The 24,853-nt window shown below is 70.3% G+C and carries 28 protein-coding genes; 8 read left to right on the top strand and 20 right to left on the bottom strand.

Annotated features, from left to right (window positions below; translation table 11 throughout):
* Positions 1-182 precede the first annotated feature (182 nt).
* The 3 genes from AC3DE3_RS06745 to AC3DE3_RS06735 all read left to right on the top strand — a co-directional run bounded on the left by AC3DE3_RS06745 (position 183) and on the right by AC3DE3_RS06735 (position 1,487).
* Positions 183-344 carry a hypothetical protein gene (locus AC3DE3_RS06745; RefSeq protein WP_488369428.1) on the top strand — a complete coding sequence of 54 codons (162 nt, stop codon included), beginning with the start codon at positions 183-185 and terminating at the stop codon, positions 342-344.
* Between the two features lie 366 nt (positions 345-710).
* Positions 711-869, top strand: a complete 159-nt coding sequence (locus AC3DE3_RS06740) for a hypothetical protein (protein ID WP_260489047.1) — start codon at positions 711-713, stop codon at positions 867-869.
* 156 nt (positions 870-1,025) lie between these two features.
* Complete coding sequence (locus AC3DE3_RS06735; RefSeq protein WP_488369427.1) at positions 1,026-1,487, top strand: SRPBCC family protein; 462 nt, start codon at positions 1,026-1,028, stop codon at positions 1,485-1,487.
* Between the two features lie 31 nt (positions 1,488-1,518).
* Here AC3DE3_RS06735 and AC3DE3_RS06730 read toward each other — a convergent pair whose 3' ends face one another.
* Positions 1,519-2,625 carry an NAD(P)H-dependent flavin oxidoreductase gene (locus AC3DE3_RS06730; protein WP_488369426.1) on the bottom strand — a complete coding sequence of 369 codons (1,107 nt, stop codon included), beginning with the start codon at positions 2,623-2,625 and terminating at the stop codon, positions 1,519-1,521.
* Entirely contained in the window at positions 2,622-3,950 is a 1,329-nt protein-coding gene (locus AC3DE3_RS06725) for an APC family permease (protein ID WP_260489050.1), read from the bottom strand. Before AC3DE3_RS06725 ends, AC3DE3_RS06730 begins: the two co-directional genes overlap by 4 nt.
* Positions 3,951-4,048: 98 nt before the next feature.
* Between AC3DE3_RS06725 and AC3DE3_RS06720 the strand changes: the two genes are divergently transcribed.
* Entirely contained in the window at positions 4,049-5,410 is a 1,362-nt protein-coding gene (locus AC3DE3_RS06720; protein ID WP_488369425.1) for a glycoside hydrolase family 3 N-terminal domain-containing protein, read from the top strand.
* A 16-nt stretch (positions 5,411-5,426) separates the two neighbouring features.
* Here the strand turns inward: AC3DE3_RS06720 and AC3DE3_RS06715 are convergent, their stop codons facing one another.
* The 5 genes from AC3DE3_RS06715 to AC3DE3_RS06695 are packed head-to-tail and all read right to left on the bottom strand — an operon-like array spanning position 5,427 to position 9,394.
* Positions 5,427-6,116 (bottom strand): DNA-3-methyladenine glycosylase I, encoded by a 690-nt coding sequence (locus tag AC3DE3_RS06715; protein WP_488369424.1) that lies wholly within the window; start codon positions 6,114-6,116, stop codon positions 5,427-5,429.
* A gap of 60 nt (positions 6,117-6,176) precedes the next feature.
* The gene (locus AC3DE3_RS06710) at positions 6,177-6,872 is read right to left on the bottom strand and encodes a hypothetical protein (protein WP_260489052.1); all 696 of its coding nucleotides are present in this window, start codon (positions 6,870-6,872) and stop codon (positions 6,177-6,179) included.
* Between the two features lie 9 nt (positions 6,873-6,881).
* Positions 6,882-7,682 carry a trimeric intracellular cation channel family protein gene (locus AC3DE3_RS06705; RefSeq protein WP_488369423.1) on the bottom strand — a complete coding sequence of 267 codons (801 nt, stop codon included), beginning with the start codon at positions 7,680-7,682 and terminating at the stop codon, positions 6,882-6,884.
* An 8-nt stretch (positions 7,683-7,690) separates the two neighbouring features.
* Complete coding sequence (locus tag AC3DE3_RS06700) at positions 7,691-8,293, bottom strand: GtrA family protein (RefSeq protein ID WP_260489054.1); 603 nt, start codon at positions 8,291-8,293, stop codon at positions 7,691-7,693.
* A 30-nt stretch (positions 8,294-8,323) separates the two neighbouring features.
* Positions 8,324-9,394 (bottom strand): glutathione S-transferase family protein, encoded by a 1,071-nt coding sequence (locus AC3DE3_RS06695; protein ID WP_488369422.1) that lies wholly within the window; start codon positions 9,392-9,394, stop codon positions 8,324-8,326.
* 106 nt (positions 9,395-9,500) lie between these two features.
* Here AC3DE3_RS06695 and AC3DE3_RS06690 point away from each other — a divergent pair, with 106 nt between their 5' ends.
* Positions 9,501-10,514 (top strand): DUF2332 domain-containing protein, encoded by a 1,014-nt coding sequence (locus AC3DE3_RS06690; RefSeq protein WP_488369421.1) that lies wholly within the window; start codon positions 9,501-9,503, stop codon positions 10,512-10,514.
* Positions 10,515-10,525: 11 nt separating this feature from the next.
* Here AC3DE3_RS06690 and AC3DE3_RS06685 read toward each other — a convergent pair whose 3' ends face one another.
* The 7 genes from AC3DE3_RS06685 to ectA all read right to left on the bottom strand — a co-directional run bounded on the left by AC3DE3_RS06685 (position 10,526) and on the right by ectA (position 17,139).
* Positions 10,526-11,374, bottom strand: a complete 849-nt coding sequence (locus tag AC3DE3_RS06685) for a PIG-L family deacetylase (RefSeq protein ID WP_488369420.1) — start codon at positions 11,372-11,374, stop codon at positions 10,526-10,528.
* A gap of 51 nt (positions 11,375-11,425) precedes the next feature.
* Positions 11,426-12,367, bottom strand: a complete 942-nt coding sequence (locus AC3DE3_RS06680; protein ID WP_488369419.1) for an SDR family oxidoreductase — start codon at positions 12,365-12,367, stop codon at positions 11,426-11,428.
* Positions 12,364-13,287, bottom strand: coding sequence for a bile acid:sodium symporter family protein (locus AC3DE3_RS06675; protein ID WP_488369418.1), 924 nt, complete (start codon positions 13,285-13,287; stop codon positions 12,364-12,366). The genes AC3DE3_RS06680 and AC3DE3_RS06675 overlap by 4 nt, the downstream gene beginning before the upstream one ends.
* On the bottom strand, positions 13,284-14,687 hold the full coding sequence (locus AC3DE3_RS06670; RefSeq protein ID WP_260489060.1) for a flavin-containing monooxygenase: 1,404 nt from the start codon (positions 14,685-14,687) through the stop codon (positions 13,284-13,286). Before AC3DE3_RS06670 ends, AC3DE3_RS06675 begins: the two co-directional genes overlap by 4 nt.
* Positions 14,688-14,783: 96 nt before the next feature.
* Positions 14,784-15,206 carry an ectoine synthase gene (locus AC3DE3_RS06665; RefSeq protein ID WP_260489061.1) on the bottom strand — a complete coding sequence of 141 codons (423 nt, stop codon included), beginning with the start codon at positions 15,204-15,206 and terminating at the stop codon, positions 14,784-14,786.
* A gap of 54 nt (positions 15,207-15,260) precedes the next feature.
* Positions 15,261-16,556: a diaminobutyrate--2-oxoglutarate transaminase gene (ectB, locus tag AC3DE3_RS06660; RefSeq protein ID WP_260489062.1), complete on the bottom strand. Its 1,296-nt coding sequence runs from the start codon at positions 16,554-16,556 to the stop codon at positions 15,261-15,263.
* A 70-nt stretch (positions 16,557-16,626) separates the two neighbouring features.
* Positions 16,627-17,139, bottom strand: a complete 513-nt coding sequence (ectA, locus tag AC3DE3_RS06655; RefSeq protein WP_260489063.1) for a diaminobutyrate acetyltransferase — start codon at positions 17,137-17,139, stop codon at positions 16,627-16,629.
* A gap of 167 nt (positions 17,140-17,306) precedes the next feature.
* Here ectA and AC3DE3_RS06650 point away from each other — a divergent pair, with 167 nt between their 5' ends.
* A complete protein-coding gene (locus tag AC3DE3_RS06650; protein WP_488369417.1) occupies positions 17,307-17,735 on the top strand; it encodes a pyridoxamine 5'-phosphate oxidase family protein in 429 nt (142 codons plus the stop codon).
* A gap of 20 nt (positions 17,736-17,755) precedes the next feature.
* Here AC3DE3_RS06650 and AC3DE3_RS06645 read toward each other — a convergent pair whose 3' ends face one another.
* From AC3DE3_RS06645 to AC3DE3_RS06630, 4 genes are all read right to left on the bottom strand, one after another.
* Positions 17,756-18,202: an arsenate-mycothiol transferase ArsC gene (locus AC3DE3_RS06645; RefSeq protein ID WP_488369416.1), complete on the bottom strand. Its 447-nt coding sequence runs from the start codon at positions 18,200-18,202 to the stop codon at positions 17,756-17,758.
* The gene (arsB, locus tag AC3DE3_RS06640) at positions 18,202-19,293 is read right to left on the bottom strand and encodes an ACR3 family arsenite efflux transporter (RefSeq protein WP_260489066.1); all 1,092 of its coding nucleotides are present in this window, start codon (positions 19,291-19,293) and stop codon (positions 18,202-18,204) included. The genes AC3DE3_RS06645 and arsB overlap by 1 nt, the downstream gene beginning before the upstream one ends.
* Before the next feature lie 151 nt (positions 19,294-19,444).
* Positions 19,445-20,836, bottom strand: a complete 1,392-nt coding sequence (locus AC3DE3_RS06635; RefSeq protein WP_488369415.1) for an HNH endonuclease — start codon at positions 20,834-20,836, stop codon at positions 19,445-19,447.
* A gap of 5 nt (positions 20,837-20,841) precedes the next feature.
* Positions 20,842-21,249, bottom strand: a complete 408-nt coding sequence (locus tag AC3DE3_RS06630; protein ID WP_488369414.1) for a hypothetical protein — start codon at positions 21,247-21,249, stop codon at positions 20,842-20,844.
* Positions 21,250-21,378: 129 nt separating this feature from the next.
* Between AC3DE3_RS06630 and AC3DE3_RS06625 the strand changes: the two genes are divergently transcribed.
* Positions 21,379-21,729 carry an ArsR/SmtB family transcription factor gene (locus AC3DE3_RS06625; RefSeq protein ID WP_260489068.1) on the top strand — a complete coding sequence of 117 codons (351 nt, stop codon included), beginning with the start codon at positions 21,379-21,381 and terminating at the stop codon, positions 21,727-21,729.
* A gap of 11 nt (positions 21,730-21,740) precedes the next feature.
* On the opposite strand, the gene AC3DE3_RS06620 is transcribed toward AC3DE3_RS06625, so the two are convergent.
* A complete protein-coding gene (locus AC3DE3_RS06620; RefSeq protein WP_488369413.1) occupies positions 21,741-23,255 on the bottom strand; it encodes a SulP family inorganic anion transporter in 1,515 nt (504 codons plus the stop codon).
* A gap of 114 nt (positions 23,256-23,369) precedes the next feature.
* On the opposite strand from AC3DE3_RS06620, the gene AC3DE3_RS06615 reads away from it, so the two are divergent.
* Positions 23,370-23,714, top strand: coding sequence for a MerR family transcriptional regulator (locus AC3DE3_RS06615; RefSeq protein ID WP_260489205.1), 345 nt, complete (start codon positions 23,370-23,372; stop codon positions 23,712-23,714).
* A 10-nt stretch (positions 23,715-23,724) separates the two neighbouring features.
* Here AC3DE3_RS06615 and AC3DE3_RS06610 read toward each other — a convergent pair whose 3' ends face one another.
* Positions 23,725-24,813 (bottom strand): ArsO family NAD(P)H-dependent flavin-containing monooxygenase, encoded by a 1,089-nt coding sequence (locus AC3DE3_RS06610; RefSeq protein ID WP_488369412.1) that lies wholly within the window; start codon positions 24,811-24,813, stop codon positions 23,725-23,727.
* Between the last annotated feature and the right edge of the window lie 40 nt (positions 24,814-24,853).

Below are 24,853 nucleotides of genomic sequence, written 5' to 3'. Positions count from 1 at the left end.
CTGCGTGGATAAAGACATGTGTGCTGTCCCGGGGGCCCCGAAACCGAGCTGTGGGTAGAAATTCCGCCGGTGCTGCGTAACGTCCTCCAGCGGATTCGGGATGTACTCCTCGAGTCCGAAAGCAGGACTGCACCACGAGTGCGGCGCACCCTCGCGCCGCCCACAGACGAAAGGGGTCTCTCATGATCGAGAGCATCTTCAACGATTTCCTCAGCTTCTTCAACAGCCTGATCGGCACCGGCTCCGCCGCCGCCGAGGGCTTCATCGGCACCGGCTCCGCCGCCGCCGAGGGTGTCTACGGCACCGTCACCGGCTCGCTCGGCAACGTCGTCGGCTCGCTCTGAGCTGAGTGACGCTGGACCCACGAGGTCCTAGTCGCTTTCAACGCCGGCATCCTCATTCGAGGATGCCGGCGTTGTGCATTTATCAACCCTTTCTTTTCCCCGCCTCCCGGGCCTTTCCGGAAAAGTGCGGCACGCCTTTCAGTAATCCATGTGATGCAGATCACATTAAACCGAGAACGTCTGCCGACCTGCGAAAGTAAAAAGCATTACCCGAGAATTGCCCGCGCGCGGCACTGAACCGGGTGAATCCCGCTGCAGCCGTACGTAGCGTCCAGAAGTGAGTTCCCGGTGAGCCTCGAGCCCGCCGGGAACCACGCACACCGATCGACGCACCAGGCGTCGCATCCCCGACGAAAGGACCATCTCATGGGTTCCATCGAGACCTTCCTCCCCGGCCTCGCGACCGGCTCCAGCGCTGTCAGCACCGGTTCGCAGGTCGTCGACGGCGGTGCCGACCTGGCCGCCAACGTCCTCCAGTTCTTCGGCGGCCTCGTCAGCACGGTCACCGACGCCCTCGGTTCCTGAGCCGACGCGCCTGACGGCGCCTCGCCCGGGCCCGGCTGCGGTCGGCCCGAGTGCACCGTGAGACCGGCCCCCGCTCCGGCGGGGGCCGGTTTCCGCATTTCCGCAACCCGTTCTGTCGCGACCCGTTCCGTCCGGAGGCGCCGGTACCGTGGAGCCATGGAACTCGACCTGACCCGCCACGTCGCCGCGGCCCCCGAGACCGTGTGGGCCGTGCTCGCCGACATCCCGGAGGCGCACCGCACGCTCAGCGGGGTGCAGGCGGTCGAGATCCTCACGCCCGGCCCGTACCAGCCCGGTCTGCGCTGGCGCGAGACCCGCACGATGTTCGGCATGAAGGCCACCGAGGAGATGATGGTGGTGGCCGTCGAGCCTCCGCACTCCACCACGATCGTCGCTGAGAACGGCGGCACCGAGTACAAGACCGTCTTCACCATCACCCCGGACGCCGAAGGTGGCTCGACCCTGCGGATGCGGTTCGGGGCGCACACCGCGCACGCTCCCGCGGTCTCCCGCGTGGTGATGACCGTGATGGGCCGGTTCGCGGAGAAGTCCACCCGCAAGACTATGGAGCAGGACCTGGCCGACATCGCCGCCGAGGCCGAACGCCGGGCCGCCTGACCCCCGCTTTCTCCCGACTCGCCGGGGTCCCCTAACCGCGCTGCTGGACCGCCCGGTCCCACAGGTCCGCGACGACCTCGGCTGCCGGTCGATCGGCGTAAGCGTCGGCCTCCCGCCAGCGGGAGCCGGCCCACAGCGGCGGCACCTCGGGGTCGCCGGCCTGCGCCGCGGCCTTCCGCATGGGTCCGGTGAGCAGGTGGAGATGCGGGTACGCCGGGGGCGCGGCCGCGTCGAACTCGTCCACGAACTCGTTGACCAGTGACCGTGCGAAGCGGCCGGTGTAGCAGCGGGTCGGCCGCGACTCGGTGAACCGGGGGTCCCCGAGCGCGGCCCGGTGCAGGGCACTCGTACCCGCCTCCGGCGTGCGCAGCAGGACGGTGCCCACCTGGACCCCGTCCGCCCCGGCGGCCAGAACGGCGGCGACGTCCTCGGGCGTACTGATCCCGCCCGCCGCCACGAACTCCGTCTCCGGCAACTCCTCGCGCACCGCCCGCACCAGTGCCAGCGTCGTGATGTCGTCGGGCTCCTCCCCGACCGTCGTCGTGGACCGGTGACCGCCGGCCTCCGCGCTCTGCACCGACAGCCAGTCCGCGCCCACCTCGACCGCACGGCGCGCGTCCGCGACCCCGGCCACCGTGACGACCACGGCCGACCCCACGTCCTGCAACGCCCGGACCACCCCGGGGTCCGGGATGCCGAAGGTGAAGGAGACCACCGCGACCGGGTCCTCGACCAGGACGTCCAGGGTGGCGTCCTGGTCGAAGTCGGTGAACTCCGGCCCCGGAGTGAGTGCGACCCCCAGCCGCTGTGCGACCGGTCCGATCGCGGCCGCGAACTCCGCCACCACGCCGGGGCCACCCGCCGCGGACAGCGCGGCGTCGGAGTCCGCGCGGTCGAGGAGGAAGACGTTGACCCCGAACGGCGCGTCGGTGAGTTCACGGACGCGAGCCATCTCCGCCCGGGTGCCGGCGGCGTCGAGGTAACCGGAGCCGATCATCGCGAGCCCGCCCGCCTCTCCGACGGCGGCGATGAGCTCCGGTGTCGTGGGCCCGCCCGCCATGGGCGCCCCGATCACGGCGCGGCGCAGGTGGGACGGGAGCAGACGGGCCCGGGCGGGGCGGGAGTCGACGCGAGTCATGCCTGTGACGCTACGCCCGGGGGCACCGCCCGGCGGCGCGTGACCGCGTAGACCCCGCCCCCGACGACGAAGACGACGACACCCCCGGCCACGGATTGCCAGGGCAGACTCCCCGCCACCATCACGCACCCGATCGCGCCCAGCAGCGGAATCCACGCCGGCAGCCGCCGACGTCGCCGATCGAGACGAAGAGCCGCCGCGTTCGCGACGAGGTAGTAGGCGAGCACGGCGAAGGATGAGAACCCGATCGCCTGGCGGACATCCGCGACCAGCACGATCACCGCCACCAGTACGCCCACGCAGAGCTCGGCGACGTACGGCGTCCGCGTGGTCGGGTGCACGGCCGCCAGCGGCGTGGGCAGGTGCCGGTCGCGGGCCATCGCCAGCGTCGTCCGGGACACGCCGAGCACCCCGCCGAGCAACGCCCCGAGCGCGGCGAACCCGGCGGCGACCCGGACCAGGGTGGCGAGCACACCGCCACCGTGCTCACCTCCGCCGCCGTACTCACCTCCGCCGTGCTCACCGCCGAGCTGCGCGGCCGCGTCGAGCACAGGCGCGGCGCTGGCGGCCACCCCGCCCACCCCGAGGACGTGCACCGTGGTGGCCAACACCGCCGCGTAGACCGCGATCACCACGGAGATCGCCACGACCACCGCCCGGGGGATCGTGCGGGCGGGCTCGCGCACCTCCTCCCCGAGGGTCGCGATGCGGGCGTACCCCGCGAAGGCGAAGAAGCAGAACCCGGCGCCGCCGAACACCCCGAGGATCCGGGCGGGCCACGCCTCCGCGTCGACGGCGGGCATCGGCGCCGTCGGCCCGGTGGCGGGGGATCCCGTCGCCCATGCCACCACGACGAACGCCGCCAGGACCGTCAGCACCATCCCGACCAGGACCTTGGACGCGGTGGCAGTGCGCTGCACGCCGAGCACGGAGAGGATCGTCAACGCGAGCACCGCCGCGGCCGCGACGAGGGCGGCGTGCCCGGGCCAGATGTAGAGCCCCACGGTGAGTGCCATCGCCGCGCAGGACGCGGTCTTGCCCACCACGAAGCCCCAGCCGGCGAGGAACCCCGGTAGCGGCCCGAGGAGCTCTCGCCCGTAGACGTACGTCCCGCCCGCCGAGGGGAACTGCGCCGCCAACCGGGCCGACGACAACGCGTTGCACACCGCCACCACCGCGGCCACCGCCAGCGAGGCCCACACCAGCGAACCCGCCCGGGCCGCGGCGGGCGCGAACGCCACGAACACCCCGGCGCCGATCATCGCCCCGAGGCCCACCACGACGGCGTCCGACAATCCCAGCCTGCGTTCGAGAGTCGATGTCACCGCGCCACCATCACAGACCCTGGTGGACAGCAGGTGAACGCGCCCCCGGGCCCCTGCGCGGATCCGGTCGCCCCGCCCGGCCGGTTACATTGGACGTCGTGTCCTTCTCCCGCCGGCTCCGTGGGACGGCCGCAGTCCTCGTCGCCGGGCTGGTGCTGTCCGGGTGCGGCGCCGACGAGCCCGCTGAACCGGCGCCCGTCAGCGCTGCCGGCACTGCCGGCACTGCCGGCACTGCCGGCTCTGCCCACGACACGGCCGCCACCCCGGGGCCGCCGGCGCCACAGTGCGAGTCCCCGCTCGATTCGCTGACCCAGCGGGAGCGCATCGCGCAACTGTTCACCGTCGGCGTGAGCTCGATGGCCGATGCCCGACAGGCGGTGGAGCAGCACGGGATCGGGGGGATCTTCCTCGGCGGGGGCGTGGTGGGCGAGGTGGTCTCCGGCGACGGGCTCGCCCGGCTCCAGAACGACTCACCCCTTCCCCTGCTGGTGGCGATCGACGAGGAGGGCGGGCGGGTCTCGCGCATCGCGCCCTTCGCCGGCCCCCTGCCGTCCGCCCGGGTCATGGCCGCCACCATGACTCCCGAGCAGGTCCGGTCGGCCGCCCGGACCCGCGGTGAGTTCCTGCGCGGGATGGGCGTCACCGTCGACTTCGCCCCGTCACTCGACGTCTCCGAGCAACCGGACGGCGCGGTGATCGGCGACCGGTCCTTCTCCCCCGATCCCGCGCGCGTCGTGAGCTATGCCCGCGCCTTCGCGACCGGACTGCAGGACGCCGGCGTGACCCCGGTGTTCAAGCACTTCCCCGGCCACGGCAGGTCCTCCGGCGACAGCCACCACCAGTCGGTGACGGTGCCGCCGTTGGACCAACTCGTCCCCCACGACCTGCACCCCTTCGCCGAGCTCGCCGAGACCTCCGGTGCCGGCATGATGCTGGGCCACCAGCAGGTCCCCGGCCTGACCGGGGTGGACCGTCCGGCCTCGCTCTCCCCGGCCGCGTACCAACTTCTCCGCGACGGCCACGGCTACGGGGCGCCGCCGTTCGACGGCCCGATCTTCACCGACGACCTGTCCGGCATGCGTGCCGTCACCGACGCGTACCCCCTTCCCCGTGCGGTGGCCGAGTCCCTCGTCGCCGGCGCCGACTCCCCGCTGTGGATCACCACCACCGGGATCCCCGATGCCCTCGACGCGGTCGAGCACGCCGTGTCCGTGGGGGCACTGAGCCGGGCCGACCTCGACCGGTCCCTCGCACGCATGGCCGCCCTGCGCGGGATCCCCGGCTGCCTGGGTGGCCCCGCCACCGGGCAGGTCGACGAGGCCGGCCCACTGGCCGTGTCACTGCCCGACCTGCCCACCCCGGCCGGACTGCCCGGACTGCCCGGACCACCCGGGCTGCCGAGCCTGTCCACACCGCCCGCGGCGCCCGCATCACCCGCTCCGCCCGCGGCGCCCCGCTAGCTCCCCGGGCCCCCGGTCACCGGGTGCCCTCCGGCGTCCACACCCCCGAGCTGCCGCGACGGTGCGAGTCCACCAGATGGGTGTCGACCACCCCGATGGCCTCCATCAGCGCGTAGATGGTCACCGGCCCCACGAAGGTAAAGCCCCGGCGCTTGAGTTCCCCGGCCAGCGCCTCCGACTCCGGCGAGCGGCTGGGCACCTCGTCGATGGTGCGCGGGTGCGGGGTGGTCTCCGGCCGGTACGACCAGATCAGCTCCGTGAGCCCCCCGTCGGCCCGCAGCGCGACCACGGCACGGGCGTTGGCGACGGTGGCGTCGATCTTGCGGCGGTTGCGCACGATCCGCTCGTCGTTCATCAACCTGGCGACGTCGTCGTCGTCGAAGGCGGCGACGACGTCCGGGTCGAACCCCGCGAACGCCTCCCGGAACGCCGGGCGTTTGCGGAGGATCGTCACCCAGCTCAGACCGGACTGGAAGCCCTCGAGGACCAGCCGCTCGAACAGCCCGGCCTCGTCGTGGACGGGCATGCCCCACTCCGTGTCGTAGTACTCCCGCAGCAGCGGATCCCGCGCCGCCCAGGGAGGTCGCATCAGCCCGTCCTCGCACAGCACGGCGCCCGCGGCGGGGGCGGTGGGGGCGGCGTCGGTCGCGGTCCCGGCAACGGTGGAGGTCGAGGCGTCTGCGGTGGTCGAATCGTGCGTCTGCATGGGGTCTCCCGGGTTCATCGGACCACCCGTGCGGTGGTCGCCCGTCACCCTAGGGCCGCGCTACGACAACACACCCGTGAGCTGGACGATCCGGACCGCGGCGAGGACCAGCAGAGCCACGCCCACGACGAGGGTGAGCACGCGGCCCGCCACGCGGCCGTACGACAGGAACCGGTCGATGCGGCGGGTAGCCGCACCGATCCCGCCCGAGCGGACCCGCGACAGCGCGATGATCAACCCGGCACTGGGCAGGATCGCGATGACCGCGAAGAACAGGATCTGCAGCAGCTTGGACCACCACGGGGTCTCGGCGAACGAGATGAGCACCATCCCCGCCGCGAACGGCGCCGACGTGCCGGACTGGATGACCCCCAGGACGACGCCCGTGGCCATGATCCCGAACTTCTGCAGGACGTTCTGGGTGAGCGGGCCCTCGACGTTCTCTTCCTTCGCCTCGGCCGGCCTGCGCAGGCCCATGACGGTGATGACCAGGCCGACCACCCCGAGCACGACCATCGCCCACACGTTGTGGAACAGGCTGCGGACGAGCTCCTGGTTGTTGCCGATCACCCACACCGAGATCAGCGAGAGCAGGACGATGCCGCAGAACGCACCACCGGTGAACCGGGCCGCCCGCGGGGCGAACGCGATCCCGCGGCCGGCGGACGTCAGCCACAGACCCGCGATGACGGCGAAGGCCAGGAGGTTGACCGAGTCGATCGCCGCGAAGCCCAGCAGGCTGAGGTAGTACTGCACCGGACAACCCTACCGACGTCGGCCCGGCCGGAAGCCTCGGCCGCCGTCGGGATGGCCGCCGCTGCCGGGATCGCTGCCCTCGTCGTCGTCGTTCTCGCCGTCGCTCTCGCCGTCGCCGGGGCTCCTCTCCCGCCGCGGACGGCCGAACACCGACCGTTCCCGGCGCCGGAGCACGTCGAGGTCACGCACGGTCCAACTGCGCACGGGCGCCGGGACACGCCACTGTCGGCGCCAGGCGACCATGCGGAAGGCGAACACGAGGAACGACAGTGCGGTCGCGGCGACCGGACCCCAGGTCCCCGTCCCGACGGCGAGCGCGGTCAACGCTGCGCCGGCAGCGGCCGGGATGACGTACAGGTTGGATCCGCTGAACACGGCGGGGATCTCGTTTGCCACGACGTCGCGCAGCAACCCACCGCCCACCGCGGTGACCACTCCCAGCAGCAGCGCCGACGCGACCGGCATCCCGTGGTCCAGCGCGCGCGCCGTGCCGAAGGTGCAGAACAGTCCGAGACCGGCGGCGTCGAAGGCGACGATCAGCGTCTGCACGCGATGGATGAACGAGCCGAGCAGGTAGACGACCGCCGCCGCGACCAACGGCGGCACCAGATAGACGGGCTGCGAGAGCGACAGCGGGGTGACACCCAGCAGGACGTCGCGGATGATGCCGCCGCCGAGGCCGGCGAGCAGCCCCAACACGAGGCCACCGGTGATGTCGATGTCCTTTTGTGCCGCCAACAGGTTGCCGGACAACGCGAAGAAGAACACGCCCATCAGGTCGAACCACAGGACCAGTGACGACGTCTCCACGACCGGGCCTAGACCACCGCGTCGGCGGCGTCCGTCGCACCCGTTGCGTCCGTCGCGTCCGCGGTGGACCGCGCGTGGTGACGGTTACGCACCGCGCGGAAGGTCCAGAGCTTGTTGACGACGAAGTTGATCGGCATCGTGATGAGAATCGTCAGCAGCTGACCCCAGTACTCGCGGGAGTTGATCCCGGCGTCCTCGTGGAACAGGGGCTCCGGCAGGTAGAACGGGCTGGTGGGATTGGTGAACGCCAGCTTGATGAAGATGCCCGCGGCGGCCGCCACCGACCCCACCACGAGGAACGGCCAGAACTCCTGCCAGGCCGGCGCCTTGTGCCCCTTGCCGAACGTCCAGTGCCGGTTGAGCAGGAAGTTGTAGACGTTCGCCACGAGGAACGCCACGATCCACACCAGTGTGGTGAAACGGAAGTTGAACTCCGTGCCCACGAGGGGGAAGAGGATGTCCTGGGCGTTCTGCGTACCGCCGTTGGCCTTGTTCATCAGGACCGTGACGATCATGTTGACGACCATCCCGGAGCCGCCCACGATCCCGAACATGAGGAACTGTCGGGCGCCACGACGGTAGCGGCCGGGTTCGGCGGGGGCTGGGGTCACAGGTGGTGAGTCTAGGCGTTCACCCGGCTCTCAGGCCGCGCCGTGCCCTTCCGGGACGCGTTCCGCCGGGTTCGCGATGGGCCCGGGTGCGGTGCCGTCGCCGAACGGACGACCCCCCAGCTCCTCCCGGTGGTGCGGGGTGAGCAGGCCGGACAGGTCCGGCCCCTTGGGGACCACTCCCGTGGGGTTCACGTCCCGGTGGACGTTGTAGTAGTGCTCCTTGATCTGCGGGAAGTCGCACGTGTCACCGAAGCCGGGGGTCTGGAACAGGTCCCGGAGGTAACCCCACAGCGCGGGCATCTCGCTGATCTTGCTGCGGTTGGCCTTGAAGTGGCCGTGGTAGACGGCGTCGAAGCGGACCAGCGTGGTGAACAGCCGGATGTCCGCGACGGTGATCGTGTCGCCGACGAGGTAGCGGCGCGTGGACAACCTCTCCTCGAGCCGGTCCAACGACTCCCACAGCTCGTCGTACGCCTGCTCGTACGCGTCCTGGTCCGCCGCGAAGCCGCAGCGGTAGACGCCGTTGTTCACGGTGGGGTAGATCCACGAGTCGAGCTCGTCGATCTCGTCCCGGTGCTCGGGCGGGTACAGGTCCGGGGCACCCTCCCGGTGGAACTCCGTCCACTCGGAGAGGAGGTCGAAGTTGAGCTTCTGGTAGGCGTTGGTCACCACCGACTTCGTGGGCAGGTCGACCAGCGCGGGGACCGTGATCCCCCGCGGGTAGTCGGGGATCCGGTTGAAATACGCCTCCTGCAGGCGGTGCAAGCCGGTCTCGGGGTCCTTCTCCTCCGGGTCGAGATCGAAGACCCAGGAGTTGACGTCGTGCGTCGGGCCCGCCAGGCCCATCGAGATCGCGTCCTCGAGTCCCATCAGGCGGCGCACGATGATGGTGCGGCTGGCCCACGGGCAGGCCCGGGCGGCCATGAGGCGATAACGGCCGGCCTCCACCGGCCAGCGCATCTCGCCTATCCTCTCCCCCACCGGGTCCGAGCCGGCCGGGAGGTCCGCCACCACGCGATCGTTGATGTAGGTGGCGTCGCGGACGAACTCGCCGTCGGTCGAGGCGTTCCGGGCGGGCGTGAAGTCGGTGATGGCAGTCATGTCGTCTCCGCGTATCTCTCAATGTTATTGATGCATCACCAACATACCCGTTCGGATGGGGCCAGGCCACCCCTCCTCGCCCTGGGGGTGTGCGACGCTGGACCCCATGGACTCCGCGCACGTCGACGACGTCCCCACCCGCTACTCCGACTTCGCCGAGTTCGAGGTCCGCGGACGCACCCCGGTCTACCTCTCCTGGGCGCGCGGCATCGCCGAGGACCCGGACACGAGTGGCCTCATCGCCTCACTGCCGCGGATCAAGCGTCAGCCCGCGCTCGTCTTTGCCGCCGCCCGGCATGCCGGCGCACCCGAGACCGAGGATTACCCGGCCTTCCGCGACTTCGTCCACGCCCGGTGGTCGGAGATCGAGCAGGTCATCCTCACCCACTCCACCCAGACCAACGAGGCCAAGCGCTGCGCGGTGCTGCTGCCGTTCCTGTCCCTGCTGCCCGGACCGCTCTCACTGGTGGAGATGGGCGCCTCCGCCGGCCTGTGCCTGTACCCGGACCGCTACGCCTACCGTTTCACCCTCGACGGCGGCGGGGTGCACGACCTGGTGCCCACCGCCGGCGACGCCACAACGGAGCCCCCGGTCCTCGACTGCGACCTGCGGGACGGCGTCCCGCTGCCCCGCACTCTGCCGGACGTCGTCCACCGCGGCGGCGTCGACCTGTCCCCCATCGACCCCGCCGACGCCGACTCGCGGGCCTGGCTGCAGAGCCTGATCTGGCCCGGACAGCAGGCACAGCGCGGTCCCCGGCTGGACGCCGCGCTCGACATCGCCGCCGCGGATCCGCCGCAGATCATCGCGGGCGACCTCGTCGAGAAGCTGGAGGCCTCGGTCGCCGCCTGTCCCGCGGGATCGACTCCGGTGGTGTTCCACACCGCCGTGCTCGGATACCTCGAGCCGCCGGCCCGCGCCGCGTTCGTCCGCCGGGTCACCGAGCTGGACTGCGTGTGGATCTCGGTCGAGGGCGTGACCCTCCTGCCCGACGTCGCCGCGCAGGTCCCGGAGTCGATCCGCCGCCACAAGGGCATCTTCGTCGTCGCCGTCAACGGCCGCCCCCTTGCCACGGCCCACGGCCACGGCGACTGGGTCCGCGCCCTCGACATGTCCTGACGCCGGCCCGCTCAGCCGAACGGCCACCCGCGCCGCATCGGCGCGTCCGTTCCGGACCCACCCACCTCGGGCTCGATGAGGTGCTCCGTACCGAACGCCACGGCGTAGATGTCCGGCGGGAAGGCCAGCATCATGCCGATGTCGCTGGTCTGACTGGCGTGACACTGCATCGCGCGGCGCTTGAGGTCGATCACGTCCGCGGGCAGGTCGACCGCCCACGCGATCTCCGACTCCGCGACACCGATCGGTTGACCGTCGTCCCCGGTGAGGATCGCCTGCCGGATCCGGTCCACATCGAGGTCCATCCCACCGGACGCCAGCGCCTGCATGAACTCCGCCGCCTCGGGACTGTCGAGCATCGCCAGCTGGGCGTCCCGGTTGGTCGTCGCCTCGAGCAGACGGGGGCGCCGCGCGGCCAGCTCCACCGCACGGCGGGCGATCCGGTGCACCGCGATGTGGTCGGGGTGCCCGTAGTTGCCGTGATGGTCGTACCCCACCAGGACGTCGGCGTCCTCCCGGTCGAGGATCCGAGCCACCCGCGCCGCGGCGTCGTCGACGTCGGCGCGGTGCAGGCACAGTGGGTCATCGTTCTGTTCCCACCCGGTCATCCCCGAGTCGCGGTATCCCAGCCAGTCGATCCGGGCCACGCCCAGTACCGCCGCTGCCGCCCGGGCCTCCCCGCGTCGGTACTCGACCAGGTCGCCGTCGGGTCCGAGGTGCTCGGGACGCTCGCCGTGGTCGCCGTCGGTGGCGAACACCGTCACCACGCGGTGCCCGTCGCGGGAGGCGAGCGCCATCATCCCCGCGGTCTGCGAGGTTTCGTCGTCGGGATGGGCGTGGAGGAACACGATGGTCGACACCCGGACATTCTGCCCTGCCCGACCGCCCGGCGCGGGGCGGGGCCGGGCAGCTCAGGCGCGGGCGGCGGGGTGGCCGGCGAGCCAGCGGTCGAACGCCTCGGCGCTGGTGAGCTCGGGCGTGTAGCCGAAGACCTCGCGGAGCCGGCTGTTGTCGAGCACCGGCCGGTAGCGCAGGAAACCGGTCTGTTCCGGACCGTAGCGACTGACCCGCAGCGCGCTTCCCACCGCGAGAACCGCCTTGAGCACCGTCTCGGGGATCTCGAGGGTGCGCTTGCCGAGCCGCGCAGCGATCTGGTCGATGGTGAGCGTTCCCGTGCCGGCGACGTTGTAGACACCGGCCGGCCCGTCGCCCACGGCGCGCACGATGATCGCCACGAGGTCGGTGTCCCAGATGAAGACGAACGGCGAGTCCGACCCCCGGACGGCGAGCAATCGTCGGCGGTGGAACAGGTCGGTGATCTGGTTGTCCACGGTGTCGCCGAGGATCGTGCCGATGCGCAACACGACCTGGTCGAGCTCGGGGTGTTCGCGGCGGGCGTCGGCCAGCATGTGCTCGACGAGCGCCTTGTGGTGGCTGTAGGCGAACGCGCTGGTGCCGCGGACGGGGTGGTCCTCGGTGATCGGCACGGGGTTGTCGGCGTGGTAGCCGTAGGCCGCTCCCGAGGAGGACACCACGAGCCGTCCGACCCCGTGCTCGATGCAGGCGTCGAGGACGTGCCGGGAGCCGTCGACGTCCACCCGGTAGGCGGCGTCGCGCCCCATACCGTCAGGGTCGACGACCGAGGCCAGGTGCACCACCGCGTGGTGGCCCGCGACGGCGCGGGTCACCGCGTGGGCGTCGGTCACGTCGAGTCGGATGTGCTGCACGCCCGGGGCGGCGGCGCTATCCGGCAGCCGCAGGTCCCCGCTGGTGACCTGGTGCCCGGCGGCGGAGAGCCCGGCCACCACCCCGCTGCCGAGGAATCCGCTTCCGCCCGTCACCAGTATCTTCACGCCGCTACCTCCTGTGCCGTGGCGCCCGCCCTGCTGTGCCGCGCCCACATCACCGCGACCACCAGCCCGGCGATGATGTCCCACACGCCCCACCACGCCGCGACGAGCGCCATCCCTCCGAGCCCGTCGAAGAAGCTGAACACGAACAGCAGCCCGAGCCCGGCGTTGCGGATGCCCACCTCGAAGGTCATGGCCTTGCGGGCGGGCACATCCAGCCGGAACCCGCGCGCGATGCCGTACCCGAGGCCCAGCGCGAGCGCGTCGTGGAGGAACACCGCCACCGCGACCACGCCGATGTAGGCCACGAACAGCGCCCAGTTGTTGGCGACCGCGATCACGATGATCCCGCCGAGCGCCACGAACGAGGCGATCCCCACCACGCGGTGGGTGCGCGCGGCGACCTGCGGCAGCAGGTGCGAGACGGTCAGCCCCAGCGCGAACGGCAGCGCGATGACCAGCAGCACCTCGCTGAGCATGTCCCACGGGGCCACGGAGATCTCGTTGAAGTACTCGCGACCGGTGGGGTGCAGGTGACCCCAGAACGCAAAGTTCAGCGGCAGCATCACGATCGCCAGGACATTGCCCACCGCGGTCATCGACACCGACAGCGCCACGTCGCCCCGCGCCCGGTGGGTGAGGATGTTGGAGACGTTGCCGGGTGGGCAGCACGCCACGAGGATCATGCCGAGTGCGACCGAGCCCTGCACGCCGAGCAGCAGCGTGAGCAGGAACGTCAGCGCGGGCAGCAATGCGAACTGTGCCGCCACGGCCACCGCGAACGCCCTGGGTTTACGCAGCGCCAGCCGGAAGTCGGAGAGCCGCGTGTCCATGGCGATGCCGAACAGGATCAGCCCCAGAACGATCTTCAGCGTGGTGAGGGACCCGGAGTCGAACGCGATCCGGATGTCGTCGACGTTCACGAGCCGGCCCCCTGAGTCTGCGCGGCGTCGATGCGCGCGACCAGCCCGGTCACAGCGCCGCGGTACGCGCTCTTGTTGACGTAGTAGGCCATCCGGTCCAGCCCGAGGTACCTGTAGCCGCCGGTGAGGTCCGGGCGGGGACCGCGCCGGGAGGAGTCGACGACGGCGAGGGCCGCACGCCCGGCCGGTGAATCGTCACGGTGCGCGGCGAGGTAGCGGGCGACGAGGTCGGCCTGTTCGTAGCGGCCCTGCCAGCCGATGCCGGAGGCCTCGAGCATGCCGAGCACCGCGAGGTCGTCGCGGGCCGACGGGAAGATGTTGAGGTGCAGGTCCGGGGCGGCGGCGCCCGCGGCCCAGTCGAGGTGTCGCCGGTCAATGAACGGGTAGTCCAGCACATAGCCGGTGGCGAGCATGACCAGGTCGTACTCGCCGGAAGTCCCATCGACGAAATGCACGGTGCGCCCGTCGAAGCGGCTGATGTCGCCGCGCACCCCGACGTCGCCGTGGCCCACGTGCTGCAGGATCAGACTGTTGACGACGGGGTGGGACTCGTAGATCTTGTGGTCGGGCTCCGGGAAGCCGAACCGGGTCGGGTCGCCGGTGAAGGCCTTGAGTACCCGTGAGTCGACGAACTGCTTGATCCGCGGCGGCAGGGGTCGGCCGCCCGACCCGAGGGTGTCAGCAGGCTTGCCGAAGAGGTACTTGGGCACGAAGTGGTAGCCGCGCCGCACGCTGATGTCGACGGACGCGGCGTGGTGCACCGCGTCGACCGCGATGTCGCAGCCACTGTTGCCGCCGCCCACCACGAGGACCCGCTTCCCCGCGAGCTCGCTGGGGTACTTGTAGCGGCTGGTGTGGCGGACCTCGCCACTGAAGTGCCCCGCGAATTCCGGGATCTTGGGCTCGGAGAGGGTGCCGTTCGCGATCACCAGGGCCGAGAATTCCCCGGCGTCAGCCTCGCGCGCGGGGCCCACCTCGTCGTCGTCGCCCCCTCTCCCACCCGCGCCGGTGGCGCGCACGGTCAGTCGCCACCCGGAGTCGCGCTCGCCGCTCACCGGTTCCGCGCGGACCACTTCGGTAGCGAAGCGGAACCGGTCGCGCAGGCCGAAGTGATCGGCGAAGTCGCGGAAATAGGCCAGCAGGCGGCGGTGGTCCGGGTAGTCGGGGGTGTCGGCCGGCATGGGGAACTCGGCGAACTCCGTGGTCCGGGCCGAGGAGATGAGGTGTGCCGAGGCGTAGACCGTACTGCGCGGGGAGTCGATGTTCCACAGTCCGCCGACGTCGTCGGCGAGGTCGAAGCCCACCCAGTCGACGCCCTGGCGGTCGAGGTTCCGCGCCGCGGCCAAGCCGGAGGGGCCGGCTCCGATGATCGCGATTGGACGGGTGTCAGGATTGGGCACGGGTACAGATCTTGCCCCAGAACGCGACGCTCCCCGGCCGGTTTCGTTCGCACTGAACGAAATCGACCGGGGAGGGCGTGGCGCGGGTCCGGGCGCCTACTTCTCGCGAACGACCGTGCCGTCGTCCTGCAGGCGCAGGAGCGGGTAGATGCCGTTCTCGTCGTGGTTCTCGTCGCCGACGACCGGGGGGTTGAAGACGCAGAGCATCTGCATCTCCTCCTCCACGATGACCTGGTGCTTCTCGTTGCCGTTGAGCAGGTACATGGAGCCCGCCTCGAGCGGGTACTCCTTGTCGTTGGTCAGGTCACGCAGGGTGCCCTTGCCGCGGGTCAGCCAGACGGCTTCGATGTGGTTGGCGTAGTGGAAGTCGTTGGTCGTGCCGGCGGCGATGGTGGTCTCGTGGAACGAGAACCCGACGCGGTCGTCGGCCAGGACGATGCGCTTGGACTCCCAGTTGCCGTTGTTGCCCTTGATGTGGCGGTCGGTGTCGGTGATCTCTGCGGTGGTGCGAACGATCATGCGGTGCCTCCTCGTCGAGGGTGTGTGTGGTCGTGTCCGGCGCGCGGGCCGGGATCAGGCGTACTGCTGTGCCAGGACGTGGTCGACGGCCTCGTAGCAGATCTCGATGCCGCGGTCGCGCTCTTCGTCGGTCAGGGTGAGCGGAGCGAGGAACTTGACGACCTCGTCGCTCGGGCCGGCGGTCTCGACCAGCATCTTGTTGTCGAAGCAGCGGGCCATGACCTGTCCCGCCAACTCCGGCGTCTCGAGGAACGCGATACCGAACGCCATGCCGCGGCCCCGGAGCTCGAGCTTGCCCTCGTACTTGTAGATCAGCGGGGAGAAACGCTCGCGCAGGATACGGCCGTTCTCCAAGGTGCGGTTCTGGAGCGAGTCGTCGGACCAGTACTTGCGCAGCGCGACGTCGGCGGTGATGAACGCCATGTTGTTGCCGCGGAAGGTGCCGTTGTGCTCACCCGGGGTCCACTCGTCGAGCTCACGGTTGAACAGCGTGACCGCGAGCGGGAGTCCGTAGCCACCGATCGACTTCGACAGACAGACGATGTCCGGCTTGATGCCCGCGAACTCGAACGAGAAGAACTCGCCGGTGCGGCCGCACCCCATCTGGACGTCGTCGACGATCAGCAGGATCTCGTGGCGCTTGCACAGCTCGTCGAGGGCCTTCAGCCATTCGGCGCGTGCCGCGTTGATGCCGCCCTCGCCCTGGACGCACTCGACGATCACGGCCGCCGGGCGGTTCATGCCGGAGCCGGAGTCGACGAGGACTCGCTCCATCCACTGGAAGTCCTCGGTGACGCCGCCGAAGTAGTTGTCGTACGGCATCGGCGTCGCGTGGACCAGCGGGATGCCGGCGCCGGCGCGCTTCATCGAGTTACCCGTCACGGACAGCGACCCGAGGGTCATCCCGTGGAACGAGTTGGTGAAGTTGATGATGGCCTCGCGGCCGGTGACCTTGCGGGCCAGCTTGAGCGCCGACTCGACGGCGTTGGTGCCGGTCGGCCCGGGGAACATCACCTTGTAGTCGAGCCCGCGCGGCTCGAGAATCTTCGAGGTGAAGGTCTCCAGGAAGGCGCGCTTGGCGACCGTGAACTTGTCGAGCGAATGGGTGACGCCGTCGCGCTGGATGTAGTCCAGCAGGGCGCTCTTCATGTCGTCGTCGTTGTGGCCGTAGTTCAGCGCGCCCGCGCCACCGAAGAAGTCGAGGTAATCGTCTCCGTCGACGGTCGTGAGCGTCGCACCCTTGGCGGTGTCGAACACCACCGGCCAGTTGCGCGAGTAGCTACGGACCTCCGACTCGCGGTCGGAGAAGATGTCCGTGTTCGTGCTGGTGTCGTGCGTGGACTCGGTCATGGTCTTCAGATCACTCCATTTGTGAAGAGGCGGGCGACGGTGGCGGGCCGGGCGGCCCGCGCGCCCTCGTCTAGGAAATCGTGTAGAGGTCTTCTTGCTCGTGACCTTCTCCGAGCAGCTCGGCGCTCAGGTAGTCCTCGTCGGACAGCGTCATCCCGCGGTCGCGGGCGACGGCGCCGAAGGTGCGCTGCGAGGCCTCGTTGTCCGGGCTGATCGTGGTGCGCAGGCGCACCACGCCACGTTCGGCCAGCCGGTCCATGAGGTGGTGCAGCAAGCGCGCCGCCAGTCCCTTGCCACGCTGGTCGGCGTCCACGCCGACCTGCCACACGAAGATCGTGTCCGGCTCCGACGGGCGGATGAATCCGGTGACGAAACCGACGACCCGGCCTTCGACCTCGACCACGACGGAGCTCTCCGAGAACTCCGCCCCCCACAACACGTAGGCATAGGACGAGTTGAGGTCGAGGACGCCGCTGTCACGAGCGATCTCCCACATGCGGGTTCCGTCGGCCGCGGTGGGCACACGGAACACCGCGTCGGACGAATCAGGGTTACGGGGTACTTCTCGTTCTCCTGGGCTCATAGTCGGTTTCCACCGTAGTGAGGTCCCCACGTTGGTGCATCACCCTTCCCCGATTCGTTACCTGAAAACACGATGAGTGTGCAGGTGGCCGATAGGGAGTGAGGTCGGTCACGGTCGATCCCGGTTCTCCGGTTCCGAAGGCGGTCCCGGGGTGGCAGAATCAGACCATGGACGCCAACCCGGTCACCGAACTCGACGAGGCGCACAGCCTGCAGCTCCTGGCCACCGTCTCCCTGGGTCGCCTGGTCACCGTCACCGACGGTCACGCGGACATCTTCCCCGTCAACTACGCATTGTCCGCCGACGGCAAGGTGTACTTCCGCACCGCCGAGGGCACCAAACTGGCCGGGATCACGGTGCACCCGGACGTCGTGTTCCAGGTCGACCACATCGAGGGCGACAAGGCGTGGTCGATCGTCGTCCGCGGGACGGCGCGACGGCTCGACGGTTTCACCGAGATCAACCGCGCGGAGGAGCTCGACCTCTCACCGTGGATCCCGACCCTGAAGTACAACTTCGTCGAGATCACGCCCGAGTCGATCTCCGGTCGCGGGTTCACCTTCGGTGAGGAGCCGGAGCGCTACACCGGTTACTGATCCGCCCTACCGCTTCCGCCCTACCGCTCGGCGTCCAACTCCGCCCACAGCGCGGCGACGCGTGCCGCGATGTCATCCCTGATGAGGGCCATCCTCTCGGCCCCGTCGATGCCGTGCTCACCCGGTTCGACGGTCTCCCACACCTCGACTCCGGACCGCATTCCGTCGACCGGGTCGAGTCGAGCCGCAGTGCCCAGGATCACCACCCGATCGGCGCGTCGCAGCACGTCCTCGTCGACGGGTGTGGCCGTGGCCGCGGACATGTCGACCCCCAGGTCGGCGAGGGCTGCGACCGACTCCGCGTTCGGCCCCTTCCCCACCGCCGGGAGCGTTCCCGCCGAGTGGATCTCGACCGCGCCGTCCCCGGCCAGCGAGCGCAACAGCGCCTCGGCCATCTGGGACTTGCCACGGTTGGATTTGCAGACGAACAGGACGGTGGGACGGGAGGGGGTTCCGGACCGCGTCATCAGTGATCGGCCCCTGCTGCTCGGGCGGTGGTGGACTCGTCTGGGACCGCCGCGTTCGGAACCGTCGGATCCCCCTTGAAGAGGCGCTTCCCCGCCCACAGGCTCACGTAGACCAAACCGACCAGTACCGGAACCTCGATGAGCGGACCGACGACACCGGCCAGTGCCTGCCCCGAGGCGACGCCCCATGTGCCGATCGCGACGGCGATCGCCAACTCGAAGTTGTTGCCGGCGGCCGTGAACGCAATGGCGGTGGACTTGGCGTAGTTGAGGCCGATCGCGCGGGCGGCCAGGAGTCCGCCCGTGAACATGAGGACGAAGTAGGCGAGCAAAGGAAGTGCGATGCGGGCGACGTCGAGCGGCCGGTCGGTGATGGCGTCGCCCTGGAAGGCGAAGAGCACGACGATGGTGAAGAGCAGGCCGTAGAGAGCCCACGGGCCGATCCTGGGCAGGAACGTCCCCTCGTACCACTCGCGCCCCTTCGCCTTCTCCCCGTAGCGGCGGGTGAGGAACCCCGCGAGCAGGGGTATGCCGAGGAACACGAGCACACTGAGCGCGATCGCGGCCACCGAGAACTCGGCGGAGGTCGTCTCCAGCCCCAGCCAGCCGGGTAGCACCTGCAGGTAGAACCACCCGAGGCCGGCGAAGGCGATCACCTGGAACACCGAGTTGATCGCGACGAGGACAGCCGCCGCCTCGCGGTCTCCGCAGGCGAGGTCGTTCCAGATGAACACCATCGCGATGCAGCGCGCGAGGCCCACCACGATGAGCCCGGTTCGGTACTCGGGGAGATCAGGCAGCATCAACCACGCCAGCACGAACATCAGCGCGGGACCGACGAGCCAGTTCAGCGTGAGAGACAGCGCGAGAAGCCGCCGGTCGCCGGTGACGCGGTGGGTCTCGTCGTAGCGGACCTTCGCCAGGACGGGGTACATCATCACGAGCAGCCCCAGCGCGATCGGCACGGAGATCCCGCCGATCTCGACGGCCTCGAGCGCCTCGGCGATCCCCGGCACGACACGGCCCAGCAGCAGCCCCAGTGCCATGGCGGCGATGATCCAGACCGCGAGGTAGCGATCCAGGAGGGACATCCTCGCCGCCACAGGCGTGTCGAGATCTGCAGTGGTCGAAGGGCCGGCGGTCGCCGAAGGCTGGAGGTTCACGCCCCGACAGTATGGGATGCATCGATGACCGTCAATGCATAGGAGGCGGGGCCCGACTGCCCGGCTTCCGGCTGCGTCGTCAGAAGGGTGGTGGGTCGATGATGTCGTCGAGGCGTTGGCGGTGGTGGTCGAGTAGGAGGGTGCGGATGCCGAGTTCGATGGTGCTGGCGTGTGGGGCGTTGCGGTTCCACCAGCGGCTGGACTCGGCCGGTGGGGTGGGGATGGTGTCGGTGGTGGCGGCGGTGTCCCCTGTTGCGGTGCGGGCACGTTCGGTGCGGTGGCGTTCGGCGTTGTGGCGGGCGGCGCGGCGGGACCAGTAGGTCGGTTCGGCGTCGGCCCGTTCGTCGCCGGCGGGGTGGGGGGTGCGGCGTTGCTGACGGGCCCAGGCGCGGGTCTCGGTGTGGGCGTGTTCGCGTCGGTAGTCGGCCAGTGGGCCGGAGGGTCGGGTGAGCATGGTCGAGCCCTCGGGGGTGGTCACGGTCAGGGTGCCATCGGGGTGGAGGTGGTAGCGCCAGTCGGAGAAGGTCTTGAACCGGTGGTGGCGCCGGCACATCGCGGCGAGGTTGGCCTCGGTGGTGTGCCCGCCACGCTCGGGGTCGGCGTGATCGAACGGCACCACATGGTCCAGATCACAGGCCTCGGCCGGGATCGCGCAGCCGGGGTGGCGGCAGGTGCCGTCGCGTAGTCGGATGCGGCGGGCCAGGTCGGCGCCGGGCCGGTAGGTCAGGGCGGCCCGGGCGTCGTCGGCGGCCCCGATCCGCGGATCGACGGCCTCAAACGTGGCCCCGTCGCTGGTGGCGAGCATGTCGAGCAGGGCCTGCAGGGCGGCCTGGCCGGTGCGGGCGAACTCCACCCGGGCCCCGCCGTCGTCGCGGGCGTGGTTGCCGGTGGCGATGACGGTGACCCGTGGCCGCAACGGCGCCACCCCGGCACCCGCGATGGCGGACTGGCCCGCGGCACCGGGCTGGCCGGGGCCGGTGTCGCCGCAGACCAGGGACATCAACGCGTCGGCGCGGCGTTCGGCGAGGGAGTAGTCGTCGACCTCACCGGCGGCCTCACCATCACCGTCGCCATCGCGGGCGTTGGCGGCGGCGTCGGCGGCAGCTGCGGCGTCGGCGGCCCGGTGGTCGGCGACGCGGTGGTCGAGGGCCTCGGCCAGGACGGCGGCTTCCTCGGTGGCCAGGATCGCCGAGATGGTGGACATGCCGTCGATGCCTTTGTTCACGCGTACCCCGCGGGTGCGGGCGGCTTCCTGGCGGCGCAGGCGGATGCCATTGGCGTCGTAGCCGGCGATGATGGAGTCGACGTTGCTGCGGATGGCTTTCTCGCCCAGGCGGATCCCGCCCTCGATCGCGGCGAGGTACTCGTCGACGACCTGTTGCTGCACCAAATCGAGCACGTCGACGTGGACGGTGGCCATCTGGGAGGCGAGCACCTCGGCGGCGCGCTGGTCCAGACGCCCCTGCGCCATCGCTGTCAGGATCGCGGGTACCGGGTGTGCAGGTCGAAGGCGAAGGAGATCATGGTGGTGGCCCGCCGGGACGAGATCGCCATCGCCGCGACCACGTACCCGGTCGCGACGTCGATCGGATCGACCACCGCATGCCCGGGTCGGCATTCACCGGCGCCCGCCCCGGACTCCTCCCGGCGCTGGCATTCGAGGAACAACTCGTAACACGCCACGAACCGGCGTGCCGCTGCACGATTCTCGCCCATCCAGCCCGCACGCGCCGCCGCCCGCAGACCCGACAACGAACTCGAGGAACCAGACGAGGCGGGCGAGGCGGACGAGCCGGGCGAGGCGGACGAGCCGGACGAGCCGGGCGAGGCGGGGGAGGCGGGGGAGGCGGGGCCAGCGGCCGCGCGATCCGCGTCCTCCTGCATCCACCCACCCCCTCCGTCGTCGCTAACCCGGCATCGAACTTGTGTTCTATTGTACGTACAGACGTTCGAACTATCAAGGGTTGGCCCACTCATGTATGCGAGGGCCCCGGCCGCGCGTAACCTGGAGACATGACCACGCCCGTTCCCGCCGACGCCTGCTGCATCGCGGGCGAGAACGGGCCCCTGGGCCAGACCGAGGCCGAGGCCGCCGCCTCCCGCTTCAAGGCCCTGGCGGACCCCATGCGGCTACGCCTGCTCTCGCAGATCGCCGCAGCCAACTGCAGCGACGTGTGCGGCTGCACGCTGACCGAACCCCTCGGGATCACGCAGCCCACGGTCAGTCATCACATGAAGAAGCTCGTCGAAGCCGGCCTGGTGACCCGCGAGCAGCGGGGTCGGATGGCGCACTACAGCATCGTCCCGGAGGCGTTCGATCAGATCCGGGACATCGTCGACGTGCGCGGGTCCGCGCGGGACTGATCGCCGCCCGCTCAGAAACTCCCGCCGAGGTTGCCCGACAGCTTCTCGAGCCGCTCCTGACTGGCGCCGTCTAGGCCGATCACCGACAGGGTCTTGCCCTTGGCCGCGTACTTCTGTTGCACGGCGTCGAGGGTGGCGACGGTGGAGGCGTCCCAGATGTCGGCCCCGGTGAGGTCGAGGATGACGTGCTCCGGGTCGCCGGCGTAGTCGAACTGGTAGACCAGATCGTTGCTCGACGCCCAGAACAGTTCGCCGGTGACCCGGTAGGTGCGGGTGTCCACCTCGCCGTCGTCGTCGGTGTCCAGCTCGGCCACCTTCTCCACGGTGGTCATCCGCGCGACGCGTCGCGCGAACATCACCATGGCGGTGAGGACCCCCGCCACGACACCGATCGCCAGGTTGCTCGTCCACACCGTCGCCACGACGGTGACCAGCATGACGAGCGTCTCCGACAGCGGCATGAGGCGCAGCGTGCGCGGGTGGATCGAATGCCAGTCCAGCGTGCCGACGGAGACCATGACCATCACCGCGACCAATGCGGCCATGGGGATGAGGCCCACGATGTCACCCAGGACGACGACGAGGACGAGCAGGAACACGCCGGCGAGCAGGGTGGACAGTCGCGTGCGGGCGCGGGACTCCTTGACGTTGATCATCGTCTGCCCGATCATCGCGCAGCCGCCCATCCCGCCGAAGAAGCCGGTGACGAGGTTGGCGACGCCCTGACCCCAGCCCTCGCGCGTCTTGTCGGAGTGGGTCTCGGTGATGTCGTCGACCAGCTTGGCGGTCATCAGGGACTCCATCAGCCCGACCAGCGCCATGGCGAAGGCGTAGGGGGCGATGATCCGGAGGGTCTCCAGCGTGAGGGGGACGTCGGGGAAGAGCAACGACGGCAGGGAGGTCGGGAGCTCACCCTGTTCGGACACGTCGGGCACGGACCAGCCCACCATGAGGACGACCGCCGTGATCGCGACGATGGCGATGAGCGGCGCCGGGACGACCGTGGTGACGCGGGGGAAGCCGACCATGATGCCGATGCCCACCGCGACCAGCGGGTAGACCAGCCACGGCACACCCACCAGGTGCGGGATCTGCGCCATGAAGATGAGGATGGCCAGAGAGTTGACGAACCCGATCATCACCGAGCGCGGGATGAAGCGCATCAGCTTGGCCACGCCCAGCAGACTCAGGAGGATCTGGATGACACCACCGAGGAGGACGGTGGCGATGAGGTAGTCGAGCCCGTGGTCAGCGACGACCGGCGCAATCACCAGCGCGATCGCTCCCGTGGCGGCGGAGATCATGGCGGGGCGGCCGCCGGTGAACGCGATGGTGACGGCCATCGTCACCGAGGCGAACAGTCCGACCCGGGGATCGACACCGGCCAGGATGGAGAAGGAGATCGCCTCGGGGATCAGCGCCAGCGCGACCACCAGACCGGCCAGCACCTCGGTGCGCACGCTCGCAGGGGAGGAGAACGCGGCGCGGAAGGACGCCGCCACACCGGTCGGGAACTGCTCGCTCACGGATCACCTACAGTCGTCGTCAGACCCTCACGTCGCGTGAGGAACGAAAGCTACCGTAACGGGAGAGTTGTGACCGGGCCAAACGGCGGCGATCAGCACAAGGCCGAGCAGACCATGAAGATCGGCGAGGTCGCCGAACGCACCGAGCTGTCGATCCGCAGTCTGCGGCACTGGGACGAGGTGGGACTGGTGAGCCCGTCCGTCTACTCCCCCGGTGGCTTCAGGCTCTACACCGAGGCCGACGTCGAGCGGATCCTGCTCATCAGGCGCATGAAGCCGCTGGGGTTCAGCCTGGAGCGGATGCGGGAGTTCTGCCGGGCACTCGACGACGCCGACACCGACGCCTCCGCCGCCGTCATCGCCGAGGTCCACGCCGAGACGACAGAGCGGCTCGGGCGACTCCGCACACACCTGGCGTACGCGGAGGAGTTCATGGAGATCGTCGGGCGACTGGCGTGAGCCGCCGGGTTCACGCGAGCGCCGCGGTCACCGCCGCCTTCGCCCACTGCCCCACCCCGATGAGGGTCGCCGACGCCGCGCCGCACCAGTCGCCGTAACCGAGCAGGAACAGTCCCGGGACGCCCGGGACCTCGACTCCGCGGGTGACGACCCGCCCACCGCGCCGCGGCAGCAGCCCGCGCAGGTGCCCCAACTCCGGCCGGAAGCCCGTGCACCACACCACCGTGTCGACCGGCTCGCGTCGGCCGTCCGACCACTCCACCCCGTCGGAGGTGAACCGCTCGAACATCGGTGTCGCCTCCAGGAGCCCGGCGTCGCGGGCCGCGCGGACCGGCGGAACCGCCACGATGTCGCCCAGGTCGGCGATACCGCCGGAGTCACCGACACCCCGGATGGCGGCGTTGGCGACGCGGAAGAGCTCGCGGCCGTCGACATCGTCGGGCAGGTAGCGGGGCGGGCCGGTGGTGCACCAGATGAGCGATCCGCCGGAACCGGCGAGCGGCCGCACGAGATCCGCCGCGATCTGCGCCCCCGAGTTGGCCCCGCCCACCACCACGACGCGCTCGCCCTCGAACCCCGCCGGGCCGCGGTACTCGGCACTGTGCAGCTGCCGGCCGCGGAAGTCTGTGGCTCCGGGATAGGTGGGGACGAACGGGCGCGAGAAGGTGCCGGTCGCGGAGATCACCGCCCGTGCGCGCCACGAGCGACCGTCGGCGGCCCGGACGAGGAAACCCTCGTCGTCGTCGAAACCCTCGTCGTCGTCGCCCTCCCGCCCCGGTCCGAACCGTTCCACCGAGACCACCCGCACCCCGCGCCGCACGGGGAAGTCGTAGTACTCCTCGTATCCGCGCAGGTAATCCACGACGTGGGCGGCATCGGGATTGGCGCCGTCATCGGTGCGGGGCATGCGGCGACCCGGGAGGGAGGAGAAGTCGGCGGGCGAGAACAACCGCAGCGACGGCCAGGTGTGCGGCCACGCGCCGCCGGGCCCGTCCGAGGCGTCGAGGATCTCGAAGTCCGCGCCCGCGCGGCGGAGGTAGAAGCCAGCGGCCAGGCCCGACTGACCGCCGCCGATCACCACGATGTCGTGATGGGTCACGCTGGACCGGTACACGAATCGGGTCACCGGGCGGGAGCCG

It is taken from the genome of Dietzia sp. IBK-p2-16D (assembly GCF_057773085.1).
Note: the sequence above shows the minus strand (reverse complement) of the source record. Positions and strands in the feature narration are given on the sequence as shown.